At 71.3% G+C, this 23,636-nt stretch carries 18 protein-coding genes and 1 pseudogene; 8 read left to right on the top strand and 11 right to left on the bottom strand.

Annotated elements, in window-relative coordinates; genetic code table 11:
* Positions 1-52: 52 nt before the first annotated feature.
* Positions 53-325: a DUF3253 domain-containing protein gene (locus ACIBCU_RS04880; protein ID WP_362937159.1), complete on the bottom strand. Its 273-nt coding sequence runs from the start codon at positions 323-325 to the stop codon at positions 53-55.
* 89 nt (positions 326-414) lie between these two features.
* Between ACIBCU_RS04880 and ACIBCU_RS04875 the strand changes: the two genes are divergently transcribed.
* Positions 415-1,788, top strand: coding sequence for an MFS transporter (locus ACIBCU_RS04875; RefSeq protein ID WP_399229247.1), 1,374 nt, complete (start codon positions 415-417; stop codon positions 1,786-1,788).
* A complete protein-coding gene (locus ACIBCU_RS04870) occupies positions 1,778-3,247 on the top strand; it encodes a pyridoxal phosphate-dependent decarboxylase family protein (protein ID WP_399229245.1) in 1,470 nt (489 codons plus the stop codon). Before ACIBCU_RS04875 ends, ACIBCU_RS04870 begins: the two co-directional genes overlap by 11 nt.
* Before the next feature lie 139 nt (positions 3,248-3,386).
* On the opposite strand, the gene ACIBCU_RS04865 is transcribed toward ACIBCU_RS04870, so the two are convergent.
* Positions 3,387-4,028: a superoxide dismutase gene (locus ACIBCU_RS04865; RefSeq protein WP_399229242.1), complete on the bottom strand. Its 642-nt coding sequence runs from the start codon at positions 4,026-4,028 to the stop codon at positions 3,387-3,389.
* 97 nt (positions 4,029-4,125) lie between these two features.
* Positions 4,126-5,187 (bottom strand): glycerophosphodiester phosphodiesterase family protein, encoded by a 1,062-nt coding sequence (locus tag ACIBCU_RS04860; RefSeq protein WP_399229240.1) that lies wholly within the window; start codon positions 5,185-5,187, stop codon positions 4,126-4,128.
* A gap of 133 nt (positions 5,188-5,320) precedes the next feature.
* Here ACIBCU_RS04860 and ACIBCU_RS04855 point away from each other — a divergent pair.
* Positions 5,321-5,811, top strand: a pseudogene (locus ACIBCU_RS04855) (GNAT family N-acetyltransferase).
* Here the strand turns inward: ACIBCU_RS04855 and ACIBCU_RS04850 are convergent.
* On the bottom strand, positions 5,726-6,997 hold the full coding sequence (locus ACIBCU_RS04850) for an MFS transporter (protein WP_399229238.1): 1,272 nt from the start codon (positions 6,995-6,997) through the stop codon (positions 5,726-5,728). The pseudogene ACIBCU_RS04855 and the gene ACIBCU_RS04850 overlap by 86 nt on opposite strands.
* A gap of 60 nt (positions 6,998-7,057) precedes the next feature.
* Between ACIBCU_RS04850 and ACIBCU_RS04845 the strand changes: the two genes are divergently transcribed.
* On the top strand, positions 7,058-8,023 hold the full coding sequence (locus ACIBCU_RS04845; RefSeq protein ID WP_399229236.1) for an ArsR/SmtB family transcription factor: 966 nt from the start codon (positions 7,058-7,060) through the stop codon (positions 8,021-8,023).
* A 36-nt stretch (positions 8,024-8,059) separates the two neighbouring features.
* Here ACIBCU_RS04845 and ACIBCU_RS04840 read toward each other — a convergent pair whose 3' ends face one another.
* The gene (locus tag ACIBCU_RS04840) at positions 8,060-9,475 is read right to left on the bottom strand and encodes an amino acid permease (protein ID WP_362937178.1); all 1,416 of its coding nucleotides are present in this window, start codon (positions 9,473-9,475) and stop codon (positions 8,060-8,062) included.
* A 119-nt stretch (positions 9,476-9,594) separates the two neighbouring features.
* Entirely contained in the window at positions 9,595-10,992 is a 1,398-nt protein-coding gene (locus tag ACIBCU_RS04835) for an amino acid permease (protein WP_399229233.1), read from the bottom strand.
* Between the two features lie 257 nt (positions 10,993-11,249).
* Between ACIBCU_RS04835 and ACIBCU_RS04830 the strand changes: the two genes are divergently transcribed.
* On the top strand, positions 11,250-11,843 hold the full coding sequence (locus ACIBCU_RS04830) for a biotin transporter BioY (RefSeq protein WP_362937183.1): 594 nt from the start codon (positions 11,250-11,252) through the stop codon (positions 11,841-11,843).
* A 15-nt stretch (positions 11,844-11,858) separates the two neighbouring features.
* On the opposite strand, the gene ACIBCU_RS04825 is transcribed toward ACIBCU_RS04830, so the two are convergent.
* Both ACIBCU_RS04825 and ACIBCU_RS04820 read right to left on the bottom strand, forming a co-directional pair.
* Positions 11,859-13,145 carry an FAD-binding oxidoreductase gene (locus tag ACIBCU_RS04825; RefSeq protein ID WP_399229231.1) on the bottom strand — a complete coding sequence of 429 codons (1,287 nt, stop codon included), beginning with the start codon at positions 13,143-13,145 and terminating at the stop codon, positions 11,859-11,861.
* 91 nt (positions 13,146-13,236) lie between these two features.
* The gene (locus tag ACIBCU_RS04820; RefSeq protein ID WP_399229228.1) at positions 13,237-14,676 is read right to left on the bottom strand and encodes an amino acid permease; all 1,440 of its coding nucleotides are present in this window, start codon (positions 14,674-14,676) and stop codon (positions 13,237-13,239) included.
* A 248-nt stretch (positions 14,677-14,924) separates the two neighbouring features.
* Between ACIBCU_RS04820 and ACIBCU_RS04815 the strand changes: the two genes are divergently transcribed.
* Together ACIBCU_RS04815 and ACIBCU_RS04810 are read left to right on the top strand one after the other, a co-directional pair.
* Positions 14,925-15,413, top strand: a complete 489-nt coding sequence (locus tag ACIBCU_RS04815) for a ribose-5-phosphate isomerase (protein WP_399229226.1) — start codon at positions 14,925-14,927, stop codon at positions 15,411-15,413.
* Positions 15,414-15,487: 74 nt separating this feature from the next.
* Positions 15,488-16,312 carry an Fpg/Nei family DNA glycosylase gene (locus tag ACIBCU_RS04810; protein WP_399229224.1) on the top strand — a complete coding sequence of 275 codons (825 nt, stop codon included), beginning with the start codon at positions 15,488-15,490 and terminating at the stop codon, positions 16,310-16,312.
* A 108-nt stretch (positions 16,313-16,420) separates the two neighbouring features.
* On the opposite strand, the gene ACIBCU_RS04805 is transcribed toward ACIBCU_RS04810, so the two are convergent.
* Both ACIBCU_RS04805 and ACIBCU_RS04800 read right to left on the bottom strand, forming a co-directional pair.
* Positions 16,421-18,745 carry an FhaA domain-containing protein gene (locus tag ACIBCU_RS04805; protein ID WP_399229222.1) on the bottom strand — a complete coding sequence of 775 codons (2,325 nt, stop codon included), beginning with the start codon at positions 18,743-18,745 and terminating at the stop codon, positions 16,421-16,423.
* A 916-nt stretch (positions 18,746-19,661) separates the two neighbouring features.
* Positions 19,662-20,894, bottom strand: a complete 1,233-nt coding sequence (locus tag ACIBCU_RS04800; RefSeq protein ID WP_399229220.1) for a GNAT family N-acetyltransferase — start codon at positions 20,892-20,894, stop codon at positions 19,662-19,664.
* Between the two features lie 104 nt (positions 20,895-20,998).
* On the opposite strand from ACIBCU_RS04800, the gene ACIBCU_RS04795 reads away from it, so the two are divergent.
* A complete protein-coding gene (locus tag ACIBCU_RS04795) occupies positions 20,999-22,144 on the top strand; it encodes a PP2C family protein-serine/threonine phosphatase (protein WP_362941660.1) in 1,146 nt (381 codons plus the stop codon).
* Between the two features lie 186 nt (positions 22,145-22,330).
* On the opposite strand, the gene ACIBCU_RS04790 is transcribed toward ACIBCU_RS04795, so the two are convergent.
* A complete protein-coding gene (locus tag ACIBCU_RS04790; RefSeq protein WP_362941658.1) occupies positions 22,331-23,509 on the bottom strand; it encodes a cation:proton antiporter in 1,179 nt (392 codons plus the stop codon).
* Positions 23,510-23,636: the final 127 nt, after the last annotated feature.

Raw genomic sequence — 23,636 nt, 5'->3', positions numbered from 1 at the left:
ACAGCTCGCCACCCCGTCCCCCGGTGCGGGCTCCGGGCCCGCACCGGGCGGGTCAGCCGACGCGGCGGATACGGATCGGTCCGCGGGCGTCCTCCGGTCCGACGGGGCGGCCGCCCTGGGTGATCTCCACCTCGCCGGCCGTGACCAGCCGCCGCGCCGCGCGGCGGGCCGGCTTCATGAGCGCGCGCCAGCCGTCGCCGTCCCCTTCGTACACCGCTCGCGCGGCATCGGAGGGGCAGATCGTCGCGGTCGGTCCACGGCGCTCCAGCAGCTCCAGGATGGCTCGCTCCAAGCGCCGGTCCGTCCGTCGGCCGATGTCCGTCACCCTGCCAGTCTCGCACCGGCGGCGGAGGGGAGCAGAGCGCCGGCCCCCGGGTATTGCCGACCGCGTGAACCGTCGTTCATGATCTGCCCATGCCAGCTGCCGGTTCGGATCACCACGCGGCCCCGCTCCTGCCGCGCACCGTGCGGATCGGCTACGGTCTCGGCTCCCTGTGCACCGGCACCTTCGCGACCGTGCCGGGCCTGATCCTGCTCTACTACCTCACCAACGTCCTCGCCGTGCCCGCCGCCGTCGCCGGCGCCGCCGTCTTCCTGCCCAAGGCCTGGGACGTCCTGATCAATCCGCTGGTCGGCGCGGTCTCCGACCGCAGCCGCCTGCGCGGGGGGCCGCGCAGGCCGTTCCTGCTGACCGGCGCCTGCACCCTGCCGCCGCTCTTCGCGCTGATCTTCGCCGCGCCGCCGCTGCGGGGCGCCCCGGCGGCCGGTTATGTCGCCGTCCTGTTCCTGCTCGCCGCGACCGCGTACGCCGTCTTCCAGGTGCCGTACGTGACCATGCCCGCCGAGATGACCGAGGACCCGCACGAACGCGGCCGCGTCCTCGGCTGGCGCGTGGGGTTCCTCGGCGTCGCCATCCTGCTCTCCGGGGCGCTGGCCCCCGCGATCGCGCACGCCGACGGCGACACGCCCGAGAGCTACCGGCTGATGGGCGTGGTCGTCGCCGTGCTGCTCGGCGTCGGCATGTTCGGGGCGTGGGCGGCCACCCGCCGCGCCCCGGCGGTCGCCCGCAGCGAGGCCGAACCCACCCTCCGCGCCCAGCTCGCCGCCGCCCGCTCCAGCACGCCGTTCCTCCACCTGGCCGGGATGTGGACGCTGCAGGCGCTCGCGATCGGTGTGATGCTCGCCGGCGTCCAGTACTTCGCGACGTACACCCTCGGCTCGGCGGGCGCGATCACCCCGCTGTTCGCCTGCCTGATCGGCCCACTGGTCCTCTTCATGCCGCTGTGGAACCGGCTGGCCCGCCGCAAGGGCGTGACGTACGCCCAGTGGTGCGCGTCGCTGCTCTACACGGCGGGCGCGGTGCTCCTCGCCTTCACCGGCGTTGCGGGCCCCACCGTCGGCTACGCGGCGGTCGCCCTCGTCGGGATCGCCTACGCCGGGCTGCAGTTGCTGCCCCTGACGATGCTGGCGGACACCCTGGCCGCGGACGCCGTCACCACCGGCAGACGCAGGGCGGCGACCTTCACCGGGCTGTGGACGGCGGCCGAGACCCTCGCCTTCGCCCTGGGCGCGGGGGTGTTCGCCCTCGTCCTCGCCGTCACCGGCTTCCGCTCCTCCGACGCCGCGCACCAGGCGGACCAGCCGGAAGCGGCGCTGACCGGGATCACCGCCGGGATGAGCGTGCTGCCCGCCGTGCTCGCCGCCGCGAGCCTCCTGCTGCTGCACCGCTACGGCGCGGCACCCGTCGCGTCCCGTCCCCTCCAGGAAGAGCCCGCCCGTGCCGACTGATCCCGCCCTGCCCGACGGCCGCCCCGCGGCCGAGGTGCTCGCCGAGCTGCGCGCCCTGCGCGGGGCGGACGCGCCCACCCGTGGGGGCCGCACCTTCGCCTACGTCTATGACGCGGGCCTCGACGGCCTCGACGAGCTGGCCGCCGAGGCGTACACCGCGTTCGCGACGGTCAACGGGCTCGACCCCACGGTCTTCCCGAGCGTGGCCCGGCTGGAGAACGACGTGGTCGGCGCGGTCGCCGCCCTGCTCGGCGCCCCCGGCGCCCAGGGGACGTTCACCAGCGGCGGCACGGAAAGCATCCTGCTCGCCGTCAAGACCGCCCGCGACCAGGCCCGGACGGTACGAGGGATCACCGAACCCCAGCTGGTGCTGCCGTCCACCGCCCACGCCGCCTTCCACAAGGCCGCCGCCTACCTGGGCCTGGAACCGGTGGTCGTGCCCGTCGACCCCGTCACCTTCCGCGCCGACGCGACCGCCATGGCCGCCGCCCTGACCGACCGCACCGCGCTGGTGGTCGCCTCCGCGCCCTCGTACGCCCACGGAGTCGTCGACCCGGTCGCCGGGATCGCCGCGGCGGCCGCCGCACGCGGGGTGCTCTGCCATGTCGACGCCTGCATCGGTGGCTGGCTCCTGCCCTATCTGCGGCGGGCCGGGCGTGAGGTGGAACCCTTCGACCTCTCCGTGCCCGGCGTCACCTCCCTCTCGGTCGACCTCCACAAGTACGCGTACGCCGACAAGGGCGCCTCCGTGGTCCTCCACCGTGACGCCGAGCTCCGCCGCCACCAGTACTTCGCGCACGCCGACTGGCCGGGCTACCCGGTCGTCAACCCGACCGTGCAGGGCACCAAGTCCGGCGGTCTGCTGGCCCAGGCCTGGGCGGTCCTCCAGTACGTGGGCGAGGAGGGCTACACCGCGCTGGCGGGCCGGGTCGCCGAGGCGTCGGACCGGCTGCTCGCGGGGCTGCGGGCGAGTGAGGGCGTACGGGTGCTCGGCGAACCCGCCGCCGGGCTCGTCGCCTTCACCGTGGGCCGGGACGACGGCGGCACCCCCGACCTCAGTCTGCTCCTCCATCTCGCCGACGAGATGCGCGAGCTCGGCTGGTACCTCCAGCCGCAGCTCTCCTTCGACGGCCTCCCGCCCAACCTCCACCTCACCCTCACCCCGGCGACGGTCGGCCAGGTCGACGCCCTGCTCGACGACCTCGGGGCCGCCCTGGCGAAGGCCCGCGCCCTGGAACCGGTGACGGTGGACCCGGGTCTCGCCGGACTCGCGGCCGGGCTGGACCCGCAGACGCTCGGGCCGGACGAGGTCGCGGCCGTCCTCGCCTTCGCCGGCCTCGGCGAGGGTGCGGGACTGCCCGGCCGGATGGCGCCCGTGCTCGTCCTGCTGGACGCGCTGCCGGGACCCCTCAAGGAGCGGCTGCTCTCCGAGTTCATCGGTTCCGTCTTCCGGATCTGAGACCGTCCGGACCCGCAGGTGGCGGGCATGGGAGAACCCCCGCGAGTCATGTCCTCGCGGGGGTTCTCCGTTGATCCGCCTGCCGGGTGAAGGTTGAGAAGACGATCACGAGGCAGGACGCTCGGGTGGCTCCCTCGGGTCAGGGAGCGAGCAGCAGCACGTCCGCGCGCTCCTTGGCGGCGGCGTAGCGCTTCGCCACGTCCTGCCAGTTGACGACGCGCCACATGGCCTCGATGAAGTCCGCCTTCTGGTTCTTGTACTGCAGGTAGAAGGCGTGCTCCCAGGCGTCGAAGACCAGGATCGGCACCGAGCCCTGACCGACGTTGCCCTGGTGGTCGTAGACCTGCTCGACGATCAGCTTGCCGCTGACGGGCTCGTACGCGAGGACGCCCCAGCCGGAGCCCTGCGTGGTGGCCGCGGCCTTCGTCAGCTGGGACTTGAAGCCGGCGTACGAACCGAAGGAGTCCGCGATCGCGTCGGCCAGGTCACCCACACCGTCCGCCGCGAGGGGCTCGCCACCGCCGTCGCCGGTCATGTTGTGCCAGTAGATCGAGTGCAGGATGTGGCCGGACAGATGGAAGGCGAGGTTCTTCTGGAGGCCGTTGATCGCACCCCAGGCCTCCTTGGCGCGTGCCTCTTCCAGCTGCTCCAGGGTGTCGTTCGCGCCCTTGACGTACGCGGCGTGGTGCTTGTCGTGATGGAGCTCGATGATCTGCGGATCGATGACCGGTTCGAGCGCCGCGTAGTCGTACGGGAGTTCCGGAAGCGTGTACGTGGCCATGGGTTCGAACCCTCCAACTGCTAACTGTTAGTTATTGCAAGTTGTTCGCAATTGCAGGCTAGCAGGAGGAGGGCCCGAAGGTGATCAGCCGTTCGTCCTAGGACCGGAGGGCGTCGCGGGCGATCGCCGCCAGATCGGGGAAGTCCGTCACGACGGCGTCCACGCCCCGGCCGAAGTGGAAGGCGTACTCGGCGAACGCGTCACCGAAGTCGTTCGGCGCGGTGCCCTTCCGGTACTCGGCCGGGAGGTACTGGTTCTCGGCGCGGAAGGTGTAGGCCCCGACCTTCAGCCCGGCGGCGTGCGCGTCCTCCAGCAGGGTGAGCGGAGGGACCAGCGAGGACTTGTCAGGGCCGATCCACCCGGCGTACGAGGCGATCTCGCGCAGCCCCGTCGGCCTCCTCATCTCTTCGTACGTCACCGGGTGGCCGTACGGTCCGCCGCTCGTCCCCAGCGCCTGCCACAGGGGGAGGCCGAGGCGCGCGGCGGCCACCTCGCGGAGGCTGGACGGCTCGAAGGACTGGATGACGCAGTCGCGGGCGGTCAGCCGGTTGCGACGCACGAGCCTGATGAGTTCCGGCTCCAGGGGCAGGCCGACCGAGCGGAAGTACGTCGGGTGCTTCGTCTCCGGGAAGACCGCGATCCGTCGGCCGTACTCCTTCGACAGGGCGCGGGCCAGGTCGACGACCTCCTGGAAGGTCATGATCCGCTCGCGGCCGTCGAAGACGGTGTTGCGGTTACGGACCAGGGGGAGCCGCTCCACCGCGCGCAGCGTCCTCAGCTCGGCGAGGGTGAAGTCCTCGGTGAACCAGCCGGTGACGGCGCGGCCGTCCACCGTCTTCGTGGTGCGGCGGCCGGCGAACTCGGGGTGCCGGGCCACGTCCGTGGTGCCGGAGATCTCGTTCTCGTGACGCACCACCAGGACGTGGTCCTTCGTCGGGACCAGGTCGGGCTCGATCCAGTCGGCCCCGGCCCGCACCGCGAAGGTGTAGGCGGAAGCGGTGTGTTCGGGCCGCCACCCCGCGGCGCCCCGGTGGCCGATGACGAGCGGGCCTCTCCGGCCACCCTGCGGTTCGGAGGCGGCGGCGGGGGCCGCGACGGCGGCGGAGACGGCGGCTGTCGCCAGAAGGATCGAGCGGCGGCGCGGGTGCTGGAAAGCCATGCGGGCTCCTCGGTAGGCGCGGAGCAACCACCGAAGCCACACGGGGTCACGCCGGGACGGACGGAACCTTGCTGCCTCATGTACGGCCACGCGTACGGTACTCGGCAGCCGGCACAGGAGGAAGGCAGAAGGCATGGAGCTACGACCGGGGCGGCCCGGGGAGGCCGCGGCGCTGACCGGGCTGGCCCTGCGGTCCAAGGCCCACTGGGGTTACGACGAGGCGTTCATGGCGGCCTGCCGCGACGAACTGACGGTCCGCCCCGGCGACACCGCCGGCGGTCGCGTGGTGGTCGCGGAGGAGGACGGCCGCGTGCTGGGCTTCACCACCCTGGCCGGGGAACCGCCCGAGGGCGCACTCGCCATGATGTTCGTCGAGCCGGACACCATCGGCCGGGGCGTGGGCAGGCTCCTGTTCGAGCACACCAGGGTGCACGCCCGCCGACTGGGCTTCGTACGGCTCACCATCGACGCCGACCCTTCCCCAAGCTCTCAACCCGGTTCGAGCAGGGGACACCCCAATCCGAGCCCTTCTACACGGCTATGGGCGCGGTGCGGATCGGCGCCACTCCTTCCGGCTCGATCCCGGGGCGCGAACTGCCGCTGCTGGAGCTCGGTCCCGTATGACGGTCACGTGGGGCGGCGTGGCCCGTACGCGGTCCCGCCGCAGCCCGGGTGCCAGGGCCGACGTCACCACGAGGGAGGCCGCCGCCATCACGGTGATCGCCGTCGCGGGGGAGGACCGCTGGGCGAGGGCGCCCGCGAGCGTGGCCGCCACGCCCTGCATGGCGAGCATTCCGGAGGAGTGCAGGCCGAGGGCCTGGCCCGTCATCGCGTCCGGGGTCAGCGCCATCAGGCGCTCCTGGAACACCAGGCTCGCGGAGAAGGCGGTGGAGGCGACCGCCGCGAGGACCAGGGCCAGGGGCAGCGCCGGGCGCAGGGCGAACAGCAGATAGGGCGCGGCCAGCAGCAGGAGCAGCGGTGTGCCCAGCCGTCCGCGCCACCGTGCGGGCACGAAGCGGCCCGTCACCGTGTCCCCGGCCAGCATCCCCAGCGCCGCACAGGCGAAGAGCAGCCCCGCCCTGTCCGGCCGGTAGGGCACGAAGAGCGATTCGCAGCCGACGACCAGCCCGTTGGGCAGCCAGAGCGCGAGGTACACGCGCCGTCGGGGCGCCGAGGACCACAGCAGGGCGTTGGTCCGCCAGGTCTCGCCCACCGAGGGCCGGCCGGCCGCCCGGGGCGGGCGGCGCGCCAGACCGGACCAGGCCGCCGCGGCGCCGACGGCGTACAGGGTGGCCGCGACGAGGAGCGTGCCGCGGGGTGACAGCACGGCCACCAGGACACCGCCGGCCGCGTACCCGCAGATCTGCACGGTGCCGGAGCACATGTTCAGCACCGAACGCCCCAGCAGGAAGGCGTCCTTGGGGAGCACCTCGTTGAGCAGTCCGTACCGCACCCCGCCGGTCACCGCCGCGACGGCCCCCTCGCCGAGGACGACGGCGAACACCACGGGCAGCGGCAGCCCGGGTACGGCCAGGACGGCGGTCCCGACGCCGAAGGCGAGCGCCGCGCCGCTCAGCGCCCCACGCGGCGGGAGCCGGTCGGCCGCCGACATCAGCAGGGTCGCGCCGATCAACTGGGCGAGTGAGGCACCGAACATGGAGAGCGCGGAGAGCAGCGGCGACCCGGTCGTGGTGAACACGAGGACACCCAGGGCCAGCCCGCTCGTCGTCGAGGCGGCACCCTGCAGCGCGCTCGTCGCGAAGAGGGGCCCGAACTGCGGTACACGGAACACTTCCCGGTAGGTGAGCATGCCGGGAAGTCTCGGCCGGGGTTCCGCACAGCCGTTACTGTTTCGCGCGGAGGCGAAACCATGGGCTGGTGGCAGGTCAACGCGGACACCCTGGCCGCCGGGCGCTTCGTCGTGTCGGAACTGGCCGAAACCACCGCGACCCTCCAGTTCCTGGAGAGCGGAACGGCCACGAACCCGGCCGAACGCGCCTGGTCCGACACCCACCGGCCCGCCTACCGGAAGCGGCTGGCCGAGGACCCGGTCACCGCGGAGCTCGTACGGACCGGGCTCGGCGGCCATTGGATCGCGGACTTCCTCACCCCCACGCCCACCGGCGGGACCACGTTCGCCCAGGATCTGGCCCGGGTGCGCGAGACCTCCCCCGAGGGGGCCCGCGCCGACCTGGAGGTGTCCCGGGGCGGCCCGCTCCCGGCGGTGCTCCACCGGGAGGACCTGCCGCGGAAGGCGGCCGACCTGCTGGAATGGGTAGGGGAGCGGATCGTGCTCCCGGACTGGCCGCGTCGCCGCCGGATCATCGAGGCGGACGTCGTGGCGCGCGCGGGGCAGCTCAGCCAGGGCGGCTGGGCGGCCGCGCTGGACACGCTGAACCCCGGCATGCGCTGGCTGGGCGGCAGCCGCCTCCAGGTCAACCCGCGTGACTACCCGCCCCGTGAACTCACCGGCGTACAGCTGGTGTTCGTCCCCGTCACGCCACGCCAGGGCTGGGTCTCCTGGGACGCCGCCGCACGGCGGTACGCGGTCGTGTACGCCTGCTCCGGAACGCTGTCGGACGCGGACCGGCCCGCCGTCCCCGACAGCCTCGGCCGGCTGCTGGGGCCCGCGCGGGCCGGTGTCCTCGTGCTGCTCGACCGCCCCAGGAGCACGACGGAACTGGTGGCGCTGACCGGTCAGGGGCTGGGATCGGTGGGCCGCCACCTGAAGGTGCTGCTGGACGCGGGCCTGGCCGGGCGCCGCAGGTCGGGCCGCTCGGTGCTCTACTTCCGCACGGAGGCGGGCGAGGTGCTCCTGCGGGCCGGGGCGGGCTGAGGCGCGTCGCGGGCAGCGGTGGGCCGAACCGTGCGCTCAGCTCTCGGCCGGCGCGCGGCGCTCCGCCCGCTTCTGCCGCACGAGGCCGATCACGATCAGCACCGCGGTGAGCGCGCCGGTCGCCAGCAGCTGGTCGCGTGTGTCGGGTTGGCGCAGCATCAGGACGAAGATGCCGGCCATGGCCACCAGCGCCACGATCGTCAGGACCGGGAAGAGCCACATCCGGACGACGAGCCGGTCCGGGGCCTCGCGCTCCGTCCGCCTGCGCAGGATCAGCTGGGAGACCGCGATGAAGATCCAGACGACCAGGATCACCGCGCCGATCATGTTGAGGAGCCACGGGAAGACGTCCTCGGGGCGCCAGTAGCTGAGCAGCACGCACAGGAAGCCGAAGACCGACGAGGCGAGCACGGCGTTGCGCGGGACGCCCGAGGAGATCCGGCCGAGCACCTTCGGGCCCTGGCCGCGGGCGACCAGGGAGCAGGCCATGCGCGAGGAGCCGTAGATGTTCGCGTTCATCGCGGAGAGCAGGGCGACCAGGATGACCACGTTCATGATCTCCGCGGCGCCGCTGATGCCGAGGTGGTCGAGCATCGCGTAGAACGGGCCGACCTCGGCGACCGTGGGGTCGTCCCACGGCACGAGGGTCACGATGACCGCCATCGAACCGATGTAGAAGACCGCGATGCGCCACATCGCCGTACGCACCGCCTTGGCCACGCCCTGCACCGGGTTCTCGGACTCGGCCGCCGCGATGGTGACGGTCTCCAGACCGCCGTACGCGAAGACGGAGGCGAGCAGACCGATGATGAGGCCTTCGGAACCGTGCGGCATGAAGCCGCCGTCACCCGTGAGGTTCGCGGTACCGGGGGAGTCCGTGCCGGGCAGCACGCCCAGGATCGCGAGGACGCCCAGCACCAGGAAGAGCGTGATCGCGATGACCTTGAGCGCGGCGAACCAGAACTCGAACTCACCGAAGTTCTTCACGGCGGCGAGATTCGTGCCGAGGAAGATCACCATGAACAGGGCGACCCAGGCCCACTCCGGCGTACCGGGCAGCCACCCCGTGACGATCTGCGCGGCGCCGATCCCCTCCAGTCCGACGGCGACACAGAGCAGCACCCAGAACGACCAGCCGGCGGTGAATCCGGCCCACGGCCCGATCGCCCGTTCCGCGTGGACGGAGAAGGAGCCGGAGGCGGGATTGGCCGCGGACATCTCTCCGAGCATCCGCATCACGAACATGACCAGCAGTCCGGAGATGCCGTACGCGATGACGATCGAGGGGCCGGCCGCGGCGATGCCCGCGCCCGAGCCGACGAACAGTCCGGCCCCGATCACACCGCCCAGGGCGATCATCGACAGATGGCGCTGCTTGAGGCCGTGGGTGAGCGCGGAGTCGGCGGTGGGGGCGGCGGCGTCCGTGGGGGGCGGCGCGGAGGTCCGGGACATGGACAGGCTCTGTTCACTGGTCGGGACAGGGGACGGCCCACAGTCTGGCCACGAGCCCCGACCACGGGGAACCGTTGTCCGCTATACGGTCACCGGGCTCACACAAGGTGTGCACCCGCCTACACCTTCGTCCGCAGCTCCCGCACCGCCGCCACGAGCAGCACCAGGCCGGTGGCCCCCGCCGACCACAGCAGCTGCGGGCGGGCGGCGTCGTCGGTGAGCATCAGCAGCAGGACGGCCAGCAGACCGGCCAGGGTCACCCACGTCAGCCAGGGGAAGCACCACATCCGCAACGCCAGGGCGTCCGGCGCCTCCCGTTCGAGCCGACGCCGCAGCCGCAGCTGCGAGGCGGCGATCAGGCCCCAGACGAACAGCAGGACCGCCCCGACGGAGTTGAGCATGTACAGGAAGACGGTGTCGGGCCATTCGAGATTGAGCAGCACGGAGACGAAGCCGAAGGCCACCGAGGCAAGCACCGCCCGACGGGGCACCCCGCCCCCGCCGCCCTGCCCGCCGGACACCTTCAGCAGCCCGCGAGGCGCCTCGCCACGCTCGGCCAGCGAGAAGATCATCCGGGACGAGCCGTACAGATTGGCGTTGAGCGCGGACAGCAGCGCCACGAACACCACGATGTTCATGATCTGCCCGGCCGACGGCACACCGATGGAATCCAGGACCTTCACATACGGGCTGAGCCCGGCCTGCTGCGCGGTCCAGGGCAGCACGGTCACGATCACCAGCATCGAACCGACGTAGAAGAAGAGGATGCGCACCACCGCGCTGCGCACCGCACGCCCCACGGCGCGCGCCGGATCGTCGGTCTCGGCCGCCGCGATCGTCACGACCTCCAGGCCGCCGAAGGCGAACACCACCGTCAGCACACCGGAGACCACGCCGTCCCAGCCGTTCGGCAGGAAGCGTCCCTGGCCGGTCAGGTTGGCCAGGCCCACCGGATCCGTGTCCGGGAGGACGCCGAAGACGGCCAGCAGGCCGAGGGCCAGGAAGGCCACGATCGCGGCCACCTTCAGGGCGGCGAACCAGAACTCGAACTCGCCGAAGTTCTTCACCGCCGTCAGGTTGGCCACGGTGAACACCACCATGAACAGCAGCACCCAGAGCCATTGGCCCACCGCGGGCACCCAGGCATGCGCGATCTGTGCGGCCGCCGTCGCCTCCACGGCGAGCACCACCACCAGCATGAACCAGTAGAGCCAGCCCACACTGAAGCCGGCCCAGCGGCCCAGCGCACGCTCCGCGTGGACGGAGAAGGAACCCGACGCGGGCATCGCGGCCGACATCTCGCCGAGCATCCGCATCACCAGCATCGCCAGCACGCCCGCGATCAGATACGAGACGACGACGGCGGGCCCGGCGACCGCGATCCCGGCGCCCGACCCGACGAAGAGGCCGGCGCCGATCACCCCGCCCAGACCCAGCATCGTCAGATGCCGTTGCTTCAGGCCGTGGGCCAGGGGCTCGGACCGTACGGGGGAGGGCGTGGGGGGCGCGTCGTGCATGAGCTGCGGATCACTCTCGGATCATTTATGGGGAACCTACAGTCTCACGGGCCGGCACCTCTTCCCGAACGGAGTGCCGGCCACACCCCCACCTCCGTGACCAGCATCACGCCGAGGAGTCATTGCGTGACGCTCTTTGTACGAACCCGACTAACCCCTCAACCGCCGCTTTGTGGGCGGCTGATGGTGATCCAGGGATGTGCCGTCGGCTAACGTCGGCTCCAGTCCTGCCTGCCGACCTCACCCGCGGAGTCCCGATGAGTACTGCTGCCGCCCCCGTCCGTTCCGGAGCGGTCCTCGCCGACCTGCTGCCCGCAGCCCGGCACCGCTACGCCGTGGACACGGCGCTGGTCGTCGGTGGCGCCGCCCTCACCGGCATCGCGGCCCAGATCGCCGTGCCCGTCCCCGGCTCCCCGGTCCCCGTCACCGGGCAGACCTTCGCCGCACTGCTCATCGGCACCGCGCTCGGCGCCCGCCGCGGCTTCCTCTCCCTCGCCCTGTACGCGGTCGTCGGCATGGCCGGCATGCCGTGGTTCTCCGAGGGCACCTCGGGGCCGGGCGGCGCGTCGTTCGGCTACGTCCTCGGCATGCTGCTGGCCGCCACGGTCGTCGGCGGCCTGGCCCGCCGGGGCGGTGACCGGTCCGTCCTGCGCACCGCGGGCACGATGGCGGCCGGCTCCCTGATCATCTACGCGGTCGGCGTGCCGTACCTGGCGCTCTCCACCGGCATGTCGATGAGCGCCGCGGTCGCGGCCGGCCTCGTGCCGTTCCTGATCGGCGACGCGCTCAAGGCCGCCCTGGCCATGGGCGCGCTGCCCGCCTCCTGGAAGCTCATCGGGCGCCGCGGCTGACCCGGTGTCGTAGCACTAGTAGGCACCACCGAAGAGGCTCGCCGGGTCGTATCGCGCCACCAGACCGGCGAGCCTCTCGCGTGCCCGGGGCTCGTGCACGCCCTCGTACGTCTCCGCGCGGTCCCCGCCGCCGAAGGCGAAGTTCAGCGCACGGCCCAGGGTGTACGGCGCCGTCTCCCCGGCCACCCGCGCGTACAGCGCCCGTACCGCCTCCACGTCCGTACCGTCCAGCGGTGACAGCAGCCGCAGCAGGAAGCCCGCGTCCCGGTGGGGCACCGCGCTGTCCTGGGCGGGCCGCTCGGCCAGGGCGCCGCCCAGGTGGTTGAGCTGGACCACCGTCATCATCGGGGCCTTCGGCCCCGTCAGCTCCAGCACCCGCGCCGCGGCCCCGGCGTCCAGGTCACGGAGCATCAGGCCCTCGCCGTGGTAGGCGTGCGGGAACGGCGGATCGCTGTGGATGGTGTGGCTCTCGGTGTACGGCATCTCCCGCAGCGAGTCGGAGAGCGCAGGCCCGATCGCCCGCAGCGGCGCCACCAGGGCCTCGCCGTCCGCCGCCGTGCCGGTGTACGCGACCCGCACCGAGACCACGTACCGCCCCCGCAGCGGGTCCGGCAGCTGCGGCATGTCGGGGTAGCACATCGCCGCCAGCGAGGAGGTGCAGGTCCCCGGCACGGTCCGCGTCCACTCCAGGTAACGCCGCAGCACATCCGGGGCCGCGTCCCCGTCGAAGGCCAGCGAGCCGCCGTACAGCCGCTCCACGGTCACCAGGCCGATCTCCAGCCCCGTCACGACGCCCAGCCGGTGCCCGCCGCCCCGCAGCCCCCAGAAGAGCTCCGGTTCGGTGTCCGGGGTGACGTGGCGCTCCACACCGTCGGCGGTCACCACGTCGAGCGAGCGGACATGGTCGGCGGCATAGCCGAACTCCCGGGCCAGAATGCCCAGCCCGCCGCCCAGTGTGTACGAGACCGCGCCCACACCCGGCGACGAGCCGTTCAGCGGGGCGAGCCCGTGCGGGGCGGCCGCGGCGACGACCGCGCCCCAGGTGGCACCCGCCCCGATCCGCGCGGTGCGGCGCTCCGGATCGACCTCCACGCCGTCCATCCGGCGGGTACGGATCAGCATCCCGCCCCCGACCGGGCCCGGCAGTCCGTGCCCGGTCGCGTGGACGGCGACGGGCAGCCCGCGCGCGGCGGCGTCGCGCACCGCGGCCAGGACATCGGCGGCGTCCGAAGCCTCCACCAGGAGATCGGGGCGGATGGCGAAGGCGGTCTGGAAACTCTCGATCGCGGGGGTCGCGGTCATGACGAAGGCTCTCCGTTCGCTCGCGGGGATCGCGGGGCGAGGGAGAGCCTTCCGGGTATACCTGACATCCGCCGTCAGGTATGCGTGCCGATCACTCGACCGGCGCCGCCGCCTTCCGGCTGCGGGCGTCGCGCACCAGCGAGACGGCCACCACCAGCGCCGCGACCAGCAGCGAGAGCAGCACCTGCTCGCGCCCGGCGTCGTCGGTCAGCATGTAGACCAGGACGAAGGAGATCATCGCGATGGTCGCCCAGGTCAGATACGGGAAGAGCCACATCCGTACGACGAGCTTCTCCGGCGACTCGCGCAGGATGATGCCGCGCATCCGCAGCTGGGTGAAGCAGATCACCAGCCACACGAACAGGGCGACCGCACCGGAGGAGTTCAGCAGGAACGCGAAGACCGTGTCGGGCCACTGGTAGTTGAAGAACACCGCGACGAAGCCGAACACCACGGACGACAGGATCGCCGCCTGCGGCACGCCCCGCTTGTTCACCCTGGCGAACGCCTTGGGCGCATCCCCCCGCTGTCCCAGCGAGAAGGCCATGCGCGAGGCCGTGTAGAGGCCGGAGTTGAGACAGGAGAGCACGGCGGTCAGCACGATGACGTCCATGACCTGGCCGGCGTGCGGGATGCCGATGACGTTCAGCGCGGCGACGTACGAACCGTCCTCGACGATCGAGGGGTCGTTCCACGGCAGCAGGGTGAGGACCACGAAGATCGAGCCCAGGTAGAAGATCGCGATACGCCAGATCACGCTGTTGGTGGCCTTGGAGACGGCGCGCCGCGGGTCCTCGGACTCACCGGCCGCCAGCGTCACGATCTCGCTGCCCATGAAGGAGAAGACGACCATCAGCACACCCGTGAGGATGGCCCCCGGCCCTTCGGGGAAGAACCCGCCGGTGTCCGTGAGGTGGGCGAGGCCCGACCCCGCGTTGTCCGAGCCGGGCAGGATGCCGAAGACGGCGAGCAGGCCGACGACGACGAACGCGCCGATCGCCACGACCTTGATGCCGGCGAACCAGAACTCGAACTCGCCGTACGAGCCGACCGAGACCAGGTTGGTCGCCGTCAGCACCACCATGACGATCAGGGCCCACGCCCACTGCGGTACGCCGGGGACCCAGCCCTCCAGGATCTTGGCACCCGCCGTGGCCTCGACGGCGAGCACCACGACCCAGAAGAACCAGTACAGCCAGCCGATGGAGAAGCCGGCCCAGCGGCCCAGGGCCTGGTCGGCGTAGGCGGAGAAGGAACCCGAGCTCGGCCGGGCGACGGCCATCTCGCCGAGCATTCGCATGACGAAGACGACCATCAGGCCGACCAGCGCGTACGACAGGAGAATGGCCGGTCCCGCCGCGGCGATGCCGGCTCCGGAGCCGACGAAGAGGCCCGCTCCGATCACGCCGCCGATGGCGATCATCGAGAGATGACGGTTCTTGAGGCCGGCCTGGAGCCCGTCCGGGGAACCCGGCTTACCCGGCTCGCCGGGCTGTTGGCCCGGTCCAGCCAGAGTCGTCTGCGACGTCATGGATCGAATCCTTACGTTTTCTGATCACGCGTGTCGGGTGTTGCCTTCGGCGGGGTGGTGCGAAGGCAAGGCCACGCATTCAAGCCCGACCGGCACCGAAATCGGAACCCCCTAGTCCGTTTCCTTGACCCGATCGTTGCCCGTGTGGCTTTGCGCACAGCCCCGGTGCGAACCGGACCCGTGGAAAGCCCGGTGGGCCCCGACCCCGCTGACGATTACCCCGCCCCGTCCGTGCCACACTTCGCACCATGCGCGTGTACCTCGGCTCCGACCATGCCGGCTTCGAACTGAAGAACCACCTCGTCGAGTGGCTCACGGCCCACGGCCACGAGGCCCTCGACTGCGGTCCTCACATCTACGACGCCCAGGACGACTACCCGCCGTTCTGCCTCCGTGCCGCCGAGCGGACGGCCGCGGACAAGGGCAGCCTCGGGATCGTCATCGGCGGCTCCGGCAACGGCGAGCAGATCGCCGCGAACAAGGTCAAGGGCATCCGCGCCGCGCTCGCCTGGAGCGAGCAGACCGCCGCGCTCGGCCGTGAGCACAACGACGCCAACGTGGTGGCCATCGGCGGCCGGATGCACACGGTGGAGGAGTCCACCAAGTTCGTCGAGATCTTCCTGGCCACCCCGTACTCGGGTGAGGAGCGCCACACCCGCCGCATCGAGATGCTCTCGGCGTACGAGAACACCGGCGAGCTCCCCCCGATCCCGGCCCACCACCCGCAGCAGGGCTGACCAGGCCCCGCACCCGCTTTCCCTGTGCCGCCGGGTCCGTACCCGGCGGCACAGGCGCGTCACCAGGAGATGCCGTGCCCGAGGGGCATACGATCCACCGCCTCGCCGCGGACCACCACGAGCGGTTCGCGGGCCGCGCGGTGCGCGTGAGCAGCCCCCAGGGCAAGTTCTCCGACAGCGCGGCCCTGCTGGACGGCCGGACCCTCACCGGCGTCGACGCGCACGGCAAGCACCTCTTCCTCGGCTTCGAGGGGTCGGTCTGGGTCCACATCCACCTCGGCCTCTTCGGCAAGCTCGGCTTCGGCACGGCTCCGGCGCCGCCGCCCACCGACACGGTCCGGCTGCGCCTGCTCGACGACGCCCATTACGCCGACCTGCGCGGCCCCACCACGTGCGCCCTGATCACGGACCCCGAGAAGCGCGCGATACACGACCGGCTCGGCCCGGACCCGCTGCGGGCCGACGAGGACGGCGAGCGGGCCTGGCAGCGGATCTCCCGCAGCCGCGTCACGGTCGCCGCCCTGCTGATGGACCAGAAGGTCGTCGCGGGCGTCGGCAACGTCTACCGCGCGGAGGTCCTCTTCCGGCACGGCATCGACCCGTACCGCCCGGGGAAGGACCTCACGCGGGGTGAGTGGGACGCGATCTGGGCCGACCTCGGCCTCCTGATGCGCGAGGGCGTGCGGAACAACCGCATCGACACGGTCCGCCCCGAGCATCTGCCGGAGGCGATGGACAGGCCCCCGCGGGTCGACGACCACGGCGGCGAGGTGTACGTCTACCGCCGGGCCAGGCAGGCCTGCCACATCTGCGGCACCGAGGTCCGTACGGCGGACCTGGCGGCCCGCAACCTCTTCTGGTGCCCGTCCTGCCAGCCGTCGGCACCGGGCCGCCAGTAGGGCTTCGTTAGGTTCTGCGTCTACGTCTGCTTCGGTTGCGGGGTAGGGGGCGGTGCAGGTGCCGGTCCAGCCCTTCAGCGGGTCCTGGAGGGGCCGGAAGGCCGGCGGTCAGCCCCAGACAGGAGCCGAAAAGATGCTGGCCGAGTTGTACCCAGCGTGCGGGAGGGCGGGCCAGCCTACGGGGTCGGGCTGGATACGGTGGAAGTCCGCGGCCACAAGCGTCGCCAGGTTGAAGTACGCCTCCCGGGTCTGCGCCTTCATCTTGGCCAGGTCGACCTCCGCTCCTGCGGAGAGGTGCTCGTCGAAGGGGATCACCACCACACCGCGGCAACGAGCACGGAAGTGGGCCACCACATCGTTCAGCTTGACGATCTTGCCGGTCTTGCGCGCTTCGGACACCACGGTGATGCTCCGCTGGACCAAGTCCGCGTAGCCCTGGGCATTGAGCCAGTCCAGGGTGGTGCTCGCGCTGGCAGCGCCATCCACGCTGGACGTGGCCACGACGATCAGCTGATCCGCGAGATCCAGGACGGCGCCCATGGCGCTGTGGAGGAGGCCGGTACCGGAATCCGTGAGGATGATCGGGTAGTGCTGCCCGAGGCAGGCGACGACCTTGCGGTAGTCCTCGTCGTTGAACGCGGTGGAGAGGGCAGGGTCCACATCGTTGGCGAGGACCTCCAGGCCGCTCGGCGCCTGGGACGTGTAGCGGCGTACCGCCATGTAGTTGGGCAGGTCCGGGAGATCGGCCACCAAGTCACGGATGGTCGCGTTGGTCTCCCGGCGCACCCGGCGACTGAGTGTGCCGGCGTCCGGGTTGGCGTCGATGGCGACGACCCGGTCCTGGCGCTCGGTGGCCAGCATCGCGCCCAGGGCGGTGGTGGTGGTGGTCTTGCCGACTCCGCCCTTCAGGCTGATGACGGCGATCTTGTAGCAGTCCATCACCGGGGTGTGGAGTACGGCGAGCTTCTGCTGCCGTACCCGTTCGGCACTCCTTCCACCGATGCGCAGTTTCTTGAGACCGTCCCGGATGCTTGCCTTGTTGCGAAGGAGACGGTCGGACGAAAGCTCGACCGACGAGCTCTGCCCCAATGCGCTGCCGTGCCCAGAGCGATCGAGCGGCGCAGGGCCGTAGCCGGCCGCCGCCCGGCGGTTGACCGGTGGACCATCGGCGAACCGTGACCGCTGCGCCGTCCTGGGGTACGGGCGTGACAGAGGAGCTCCTCCCAGGTCATTGGCTGCGGACGTCTCGGCGGATGCCTGTGGTCCGAATTCACCGTGCCGTTCGTCGGCCGACCGCACAAACGGCACGGGTTCCCTCGAGGCGGAGCTCTGGGGCTCGGCTGCGGCATTCCGATCCGGTGCCCTGTAGCCTCCGGCGGCGTCCGGCCTGCCCTCCCTCCCATCAGGAGCAGGGCTGCCGACGCTGATGTCACGGTCATTCGTCATATTGTTCAGTCCTTTCGATGATCTTGAAGAGCTCTTGGGGACAGCTTCGGCGCGTCGGTGACGGGATGCTTCCGCCATCGATCTACCGTGTTCTTCTGAGTGATGAGGCGCATCGCCACCGGGGCAGTCCTCGACATCGGACGCAGACATCTGCCGCTGGCCGACAGGAGGGCATTTCTGGATCTCAGGAGCAGCGACCTTCGGCCGGTCGGTCCCTGCCGCTGGACCCTCGGGGGGGCGGCCGCCCCCCCGAGGGTCCAGGCGGGCCGGCGGTCCGTGCCCGGACGGGAGCAGTTCGGGAGCGTCAGCGCCTTTCGTCGCTGGGGCCTGCATGCTCCGAAGATGCGACGGCTTGGCGACCGGGCGGAGGCCTTTTCGGACCAGCAAGCCGTTGCTGTCGACGGACAGGTCATGCTCAATGAACTGCTCCACGGTCACGACCTGCTTTCCCGCCCTCAAGGCCTGCGGAGGTTGCGTCCAGGCCATGGCCTGCCCATGCCCGCCCCACTCACGCGCCGCCACCGCGAGGCGTTCAGCGGTTTCCATGGCTTGCTGGACGGCCGGCGGAATTTCGAGCCGGCTCCTCACCCGGTACCGCCCGGTTCCCAAGTCGTCCGCGCACTGCAACTGCACTTTCAGGGGCCCCACGAAGGAGTACAGCTGCGACTCGGCATACTCGCGTACCTTCTCGACCAGCTCTTCGCCGAGCATTACCAGGCACGTGCTGTGCAATGCGTGATCGTCGTTGTTGAGCTCGACGACAAAGCTGTTGGGCACAACAGTGCGGTCGTGGCTCCAGATTCTGGCATTGACGTCACACTCACGCCGGAGCGCGCCGACGAACTCCAAAGGCTGCACCGCAGACTTGAAGGCTTTGGCGAAGGCGCCGTTCACCCAGGCCTCGAAGCGCTGCTCCAGCTTGTTCAGCGTTCCCACTGTCAGCCTTCCAGTACGGATCGCCCGCCATTTGAGCGAATGTGCGTTCACTGACTGGGTCTTTTTAGCCAAATTTCGCCCATTACTGCGGTGTGTCTCCGTGATTCACTCGATCGTCTCCACAGTCGCCCGCTTCGGCGCATGCCTGGGCCGACCGAACCGGTGTCCCGCCACCCACGCCCTTGCCTGTCCCTTCCTGCGGAATGGCGACACGGAAGCGTCCCCGCCGGCTGTCCGGAAGTGGTATCCACGGCAGCCCCAGCAACCGCTCCCCCGCCCGCCTCGAACCTCCGCCGGGGTCTGCATGGAACCAGCACCGGGACGAGGCCGTGTCGACTCGATGTCGACGGACCTCCTTCCCTGCCTGCACCAGTGAGTCCTGTGGCAGCGGGAGGTGGTTACACAGTGTTGCGACCCCGGCTCTGTCTCCGGGCTCTGTGACGCCGGGGGTCCCCGGGGCCGGGAGGCGCCGTGTTTCCCGGCTCGGGCAGACGAGATAGGCGGTGGGGGGCGGGAATGGTGGAGGTCACCGTCCCGCACCTCGCCGGCGGGAACGGCGAAGCGCGCTCGGCAGCGACAACTACGACCCCTTCCGCCCGGTCAAGCTGGGTGGTGGCGGTGGCGGCGGGCAGCTTCCGGCGCCAGGTGTCTCCTGGCCGGTCCTCCAGGGCGGTTCCAAGGGTGCGGACGTGCGGTCCCGCCCAGCAGCCACTGACCGCGCGGGGCTAGGCGGTCGAGGCCGACGGCATCCTCGGCACGAAGACCCGCTCCCGGGGTGATCCAGTTCCAGAAGCCCCGGTCCCTGGCCGCTGACGGCGTCAGCGGCCCGGAGACCTGGCGCCCTGCTCGGCACCCGCCGACGCGAGCGGTCCCGGCGGCCGGCCCACGGCTCCTTCTCGCTGCACCCGCAGACCAGAAACAGAACCTAACGAAGCACTACTAGGGCCTCTCGTTTGACCGGCCGGGTTCAGAATCCGTGCGGGCACCACGGCTGCACGTCCGAGGAGAACGCCAGGGCGGCCTCCGCCAGTGCGCCCACCCGTAGTTCCCGCACCTGCCCGGCCGCCGCGAGCATCGTCAGCGACACGCCGCCCAGATAGGCGGCCCCCAACTGGTTCACGGACAGAGCCAGGTCGGGCTCCTCGTCCGTCCTCCGGCAGGTGGCCGCGCCCTTCGCCTCGGCCGTCAGGCGCCAACGCCCCGCGTTCCAGGGGCAGAAGGTGTCCTCCACCTCCAGCACCACGTCGACGGGGGCTTGGTAGCGCCGGGCCTCCAGTGCCGCACCCAGCTCGACCAGCCGCACGTACAGCCCGTCACGCTGCCGCACCTCGCAGCGCCGGACGTCGGAGACCAGCCGGAGCACGGCGTCGTCCGCGGGCCGGTTGCGGCACTCGACCACCGTCGTCAGGTCGATCCCGAACAGGAAGCGCCACAACGCCGCGTACGAGGCGGGGTCCAGCGCCGCCAGGTCACGCACCGCCACCGTGCCCCGGGGGCCGGCGTCGTCCCAGGCGGGCCGCAGGTGGAACGTCGCGTACCCCGTCACCTCGCCGTCCCGCTCCGCGAGCACGCACTGCAGCGGGGAGCCGCCCTTCCGGCCGCTCTCCGGGTCGTTCACGGGCACCCGCTCCCAGCCGGGCCGGCGCAGCGGAGTGCCGGGACGGCTCGGGGCCAGTTGCGCGTACACCGCCTCGCAGGCGTCGAGAGCCTGTGCGGGGGACGACCTGCGCACCCGCACCCCGCCCGTGCCCGGGGGAAGCGCCAGGGAGGCCCGGGAGGTGTCGATCCGCAGGTTCGTCTCGGTCGTGGCCGCGCTGTAGCCGAACCGGCCGTAGATGCCGGGCTCCGACGCCAGCAGCACCGCGAGCGGCTCGCCCCACGAGCGGACGTCGTCCAGCTGGCGCCGCATCATCGCCGTCAGCAGCCCCTGCCTGCGGTGCGTCGAGGAGACGCTCACGCCCGTGACCCCGGCTGTGGGCACCGCGGCCCCGCCGGGCACGGTCAGCCGGAAGCTGTATGAACCGGCCGTCCCCACGCAGTCCGCGCCGTCCCAGTGGGCGAGCGCACGCTGCGGCTCGGCCAGGGCGGCGTACATCTCGCGGCTCTCGGGAGAGAAGGGGACCCCGCCGAAAGCCAACTCGAGACAGCCGAACCAGGCATCCGATTCCGCCGCCGACAGCACCCGCAGTTCCGTAGTCATGACCCCTGCCTACCAGGGCCGCGAGGCGTGAGCGAACCAGTTTCGAACACATTGTCACCGGGTCCCCCTGCACCGGAGGCCGCCGGGTGGATAAGGTCCGGGCAATGGCCCGTCGCAGAGGAGCAGACACCTACCCCGCCCGGTGGCGAAGATCAGCGCACCGGGCGCGCATCGCGCTGCGCAGGTCCGGAGTCGACTACTTCCGCGGGGACGGCTCCGACTGGATAGCCCTGGCCGGTCTGCTGATCATCATTCCGGTGATCACCTGCACCACGCTGATCAACCCGGTCTGGTGCTCACCGACCGCCCTGGCCCTGCCGATCGTCGCGGGCGGTCTGCTGCTGCGGCCGGCCAGCCTGCTGAGTCTCTACGCGACCGCCGCCGCGGCCCTGATCGTGGAGTCCGTCGCCCTGGGCCCCTATGCGGAAGGGCCCGCCCGGGTCACACCGGGAACCGTCCTGGTCGTCGCGGCCTGCGGCTTCTTCGGCCTCGTCCTCGCGCAGTTCCGGGCCAGGGTCGGGGTGCCGTGGCGACGCGGCGGCACCATGCTCTTCGACCTGCGCGAGCGGATCCGGGTCCAGAGTGCCCTGCCGCGGCTCCCCGAGGGCTGGCACCGCGAGATGGCACTCCGCCCCGCGGGCGGCCAGTCCTTCTCCGGTGACTTCGTCGTCGCCGCCCGTACCAACGGCGGCCGCACCCTGGAAGTCGTGCTGACCGATGTCTCCGGCAAGGGCATGGACGCGGGTTCCCGCGCCCTGCTGCTGTCAGGAGCCTTCGGCGGCCTCCTCGGCTCCCTGCCCCCGCACGGCTTCCTCCCCGCGGCCAACGGCTACCTGCTGCGCCAGGACTGGGACGAGGGCTTCGCCACCTCCATCCATCTCGTCCTGGACCTGGACTCCGGCGACTACGAACTCCTCTCGGCCGGACATCCCCCGGCGCTGCAGTTGCACGCGGGCAGCGGCCGGTGGGAGGAGAAGGCCGCGGAGGGCCCGCTGCTCGGTGTGTACGACGGTGCGCAGTTCGACGCGGTGAAGGGCTCGCTGGCGCCCGGGGACGTTCTGATGCTCTTCACGGACGGCCTGGTCGAGGCGTCCGACCGGGACATCGCCGAGGGCATCGACCGGCTGACCGGCGAGGCCGACCGCTACGTCGCCACGGGCTTCGAGGGTGCGGCCTGGCATCTGATCGAGGCCTGTGCGAAGGACGTCAACGACGACCGCGCGCTCCTGCTGCTGTCCCGCCGGGGATGAACCACACGGAACCGGTCGAAACCGTACAGGCGTCAAGCCAAGTGTTCGTCCGTCACCCGAACGTGAAGTCTTCCCGGGTGCGTGATCCCTGGCACGTCGTCCGGGGTGCGTGATCCCGGGCACGTCGTTCTCGGTACGTCGTCCCGGGTGCGGGGAGACGGACCTCGCACCCGGGGCATCCGCACGTCAGACCGCTACCGCCTCTTTCTCGGCCTCCTGGTCCCGCGCCCGTCCTCCGGGAAGGATCCGGGCGAGCCAGTGTGATCGGCCGGCCGCCAGGGGCGACAGGACCGCGAGCAGGAGCACGTACCCGGCGATGAACGGGGAGAGCCGTTCGTCCAGGCCCGCGCCCGCCGCCATCGTGGCGAGGATCAGCGCGAATTCACCTCGCGCCAGCAGGGTGGTGGAGATGTTCGCCGTGGCCTTCGGCCCGAAGGCGTAGATCTTCGCCGTGGCCATCCCCGCGAAGACGTTCATCGCCACGGTCACCGCGACGGCGGCCAGCACCGGCCACACCACGCTCGGCAGGTCGCCGGGGTTGATGGACAGCCCGAAGGCGAAGAAGAAGATCGCGCCGAACGCGTCCCGCAGCGGGTGCACCAGCTTCAGGATGCGGGGACCCGAGGTGGTGCTGCCCAGCATCAGGCCGACCATGAACGCGCCGATCGCGTCGGCCACCCCGAACCACTCGGAGATCCCGGCGACGAAGACGGCGACGCCGAGGAAGGAGATGACGAGGAGTTCGTCGTCCCTGGTGTTCATCAGCTTGCCGATGAGCTTCGTGCCGAACCGGGCCACCAGGGCGAGCAGCAGCAGGAAACCGAATGCCTTGCCGCCGTCGAGCACCGCCGCGCCGAGACTGTCCGCGCCGGACAGGATCGGCTGCAGGGCGGCCAGGTAGAGGGCGAGGAAGACGTCCTCGACGACGATGATGCCGAGGATCGGCCGGGTCTCCGGACTGCCGATCCGGCCGAGGTCCACCAGGACCTTCGTGACGATGGCCGACGAGGAGATCCCGAGCACGCCCGCGAGGACCAGCGCTTCCGAGGTGCCCCAGCCCAGCGCGAAGCCGAAGCCGAGCCCCGCGCCGACGTTCAGGGCGAGATAGGTGCCGCCGGCGAGCGCCATCTTGCGCCCGCCCTTCTTCAGGTCGTCCAGGTGGAACTCGAGGCCGAGGTAGAAGAGCAGCAGCACGAGACCGAGCGCGGAGAGCATCTCCAGGTCGTGCGGGTCGTCGAGAAGCACGACCCCGGGTGTGTGCGGGCCGAGGAGGATCCCGGCCAGGATGAACAGGGGGATGGTCGGCAGTCCGATACGGCCGCCGACGCGTGCGAGGACGGCGGCGGCGAGGAACGCGCCCCCCATGGCGATGAGCGTGTCTGCGTGTCCGATGAGCCCGTCTCCTTCGTTCGGTCAAGAGTGCGTCAAGAAATCGTCAGTAATTAGTTTACCGAATGATTCCGAGTGCATCGGAAGACCCTTCGGAATGCCG

Source organism: Streptomyces sp. NPDC051064 (assembly GCF_044455985.1).
Lineage (GTDB): Bacteria > Actinomycetota > Actinomycetes > Streptomycetales > Streptomycetaceae > Streptomyces.
This window is presented reverse-complemented; position numbering and strand designations above follow the sequence as displayed.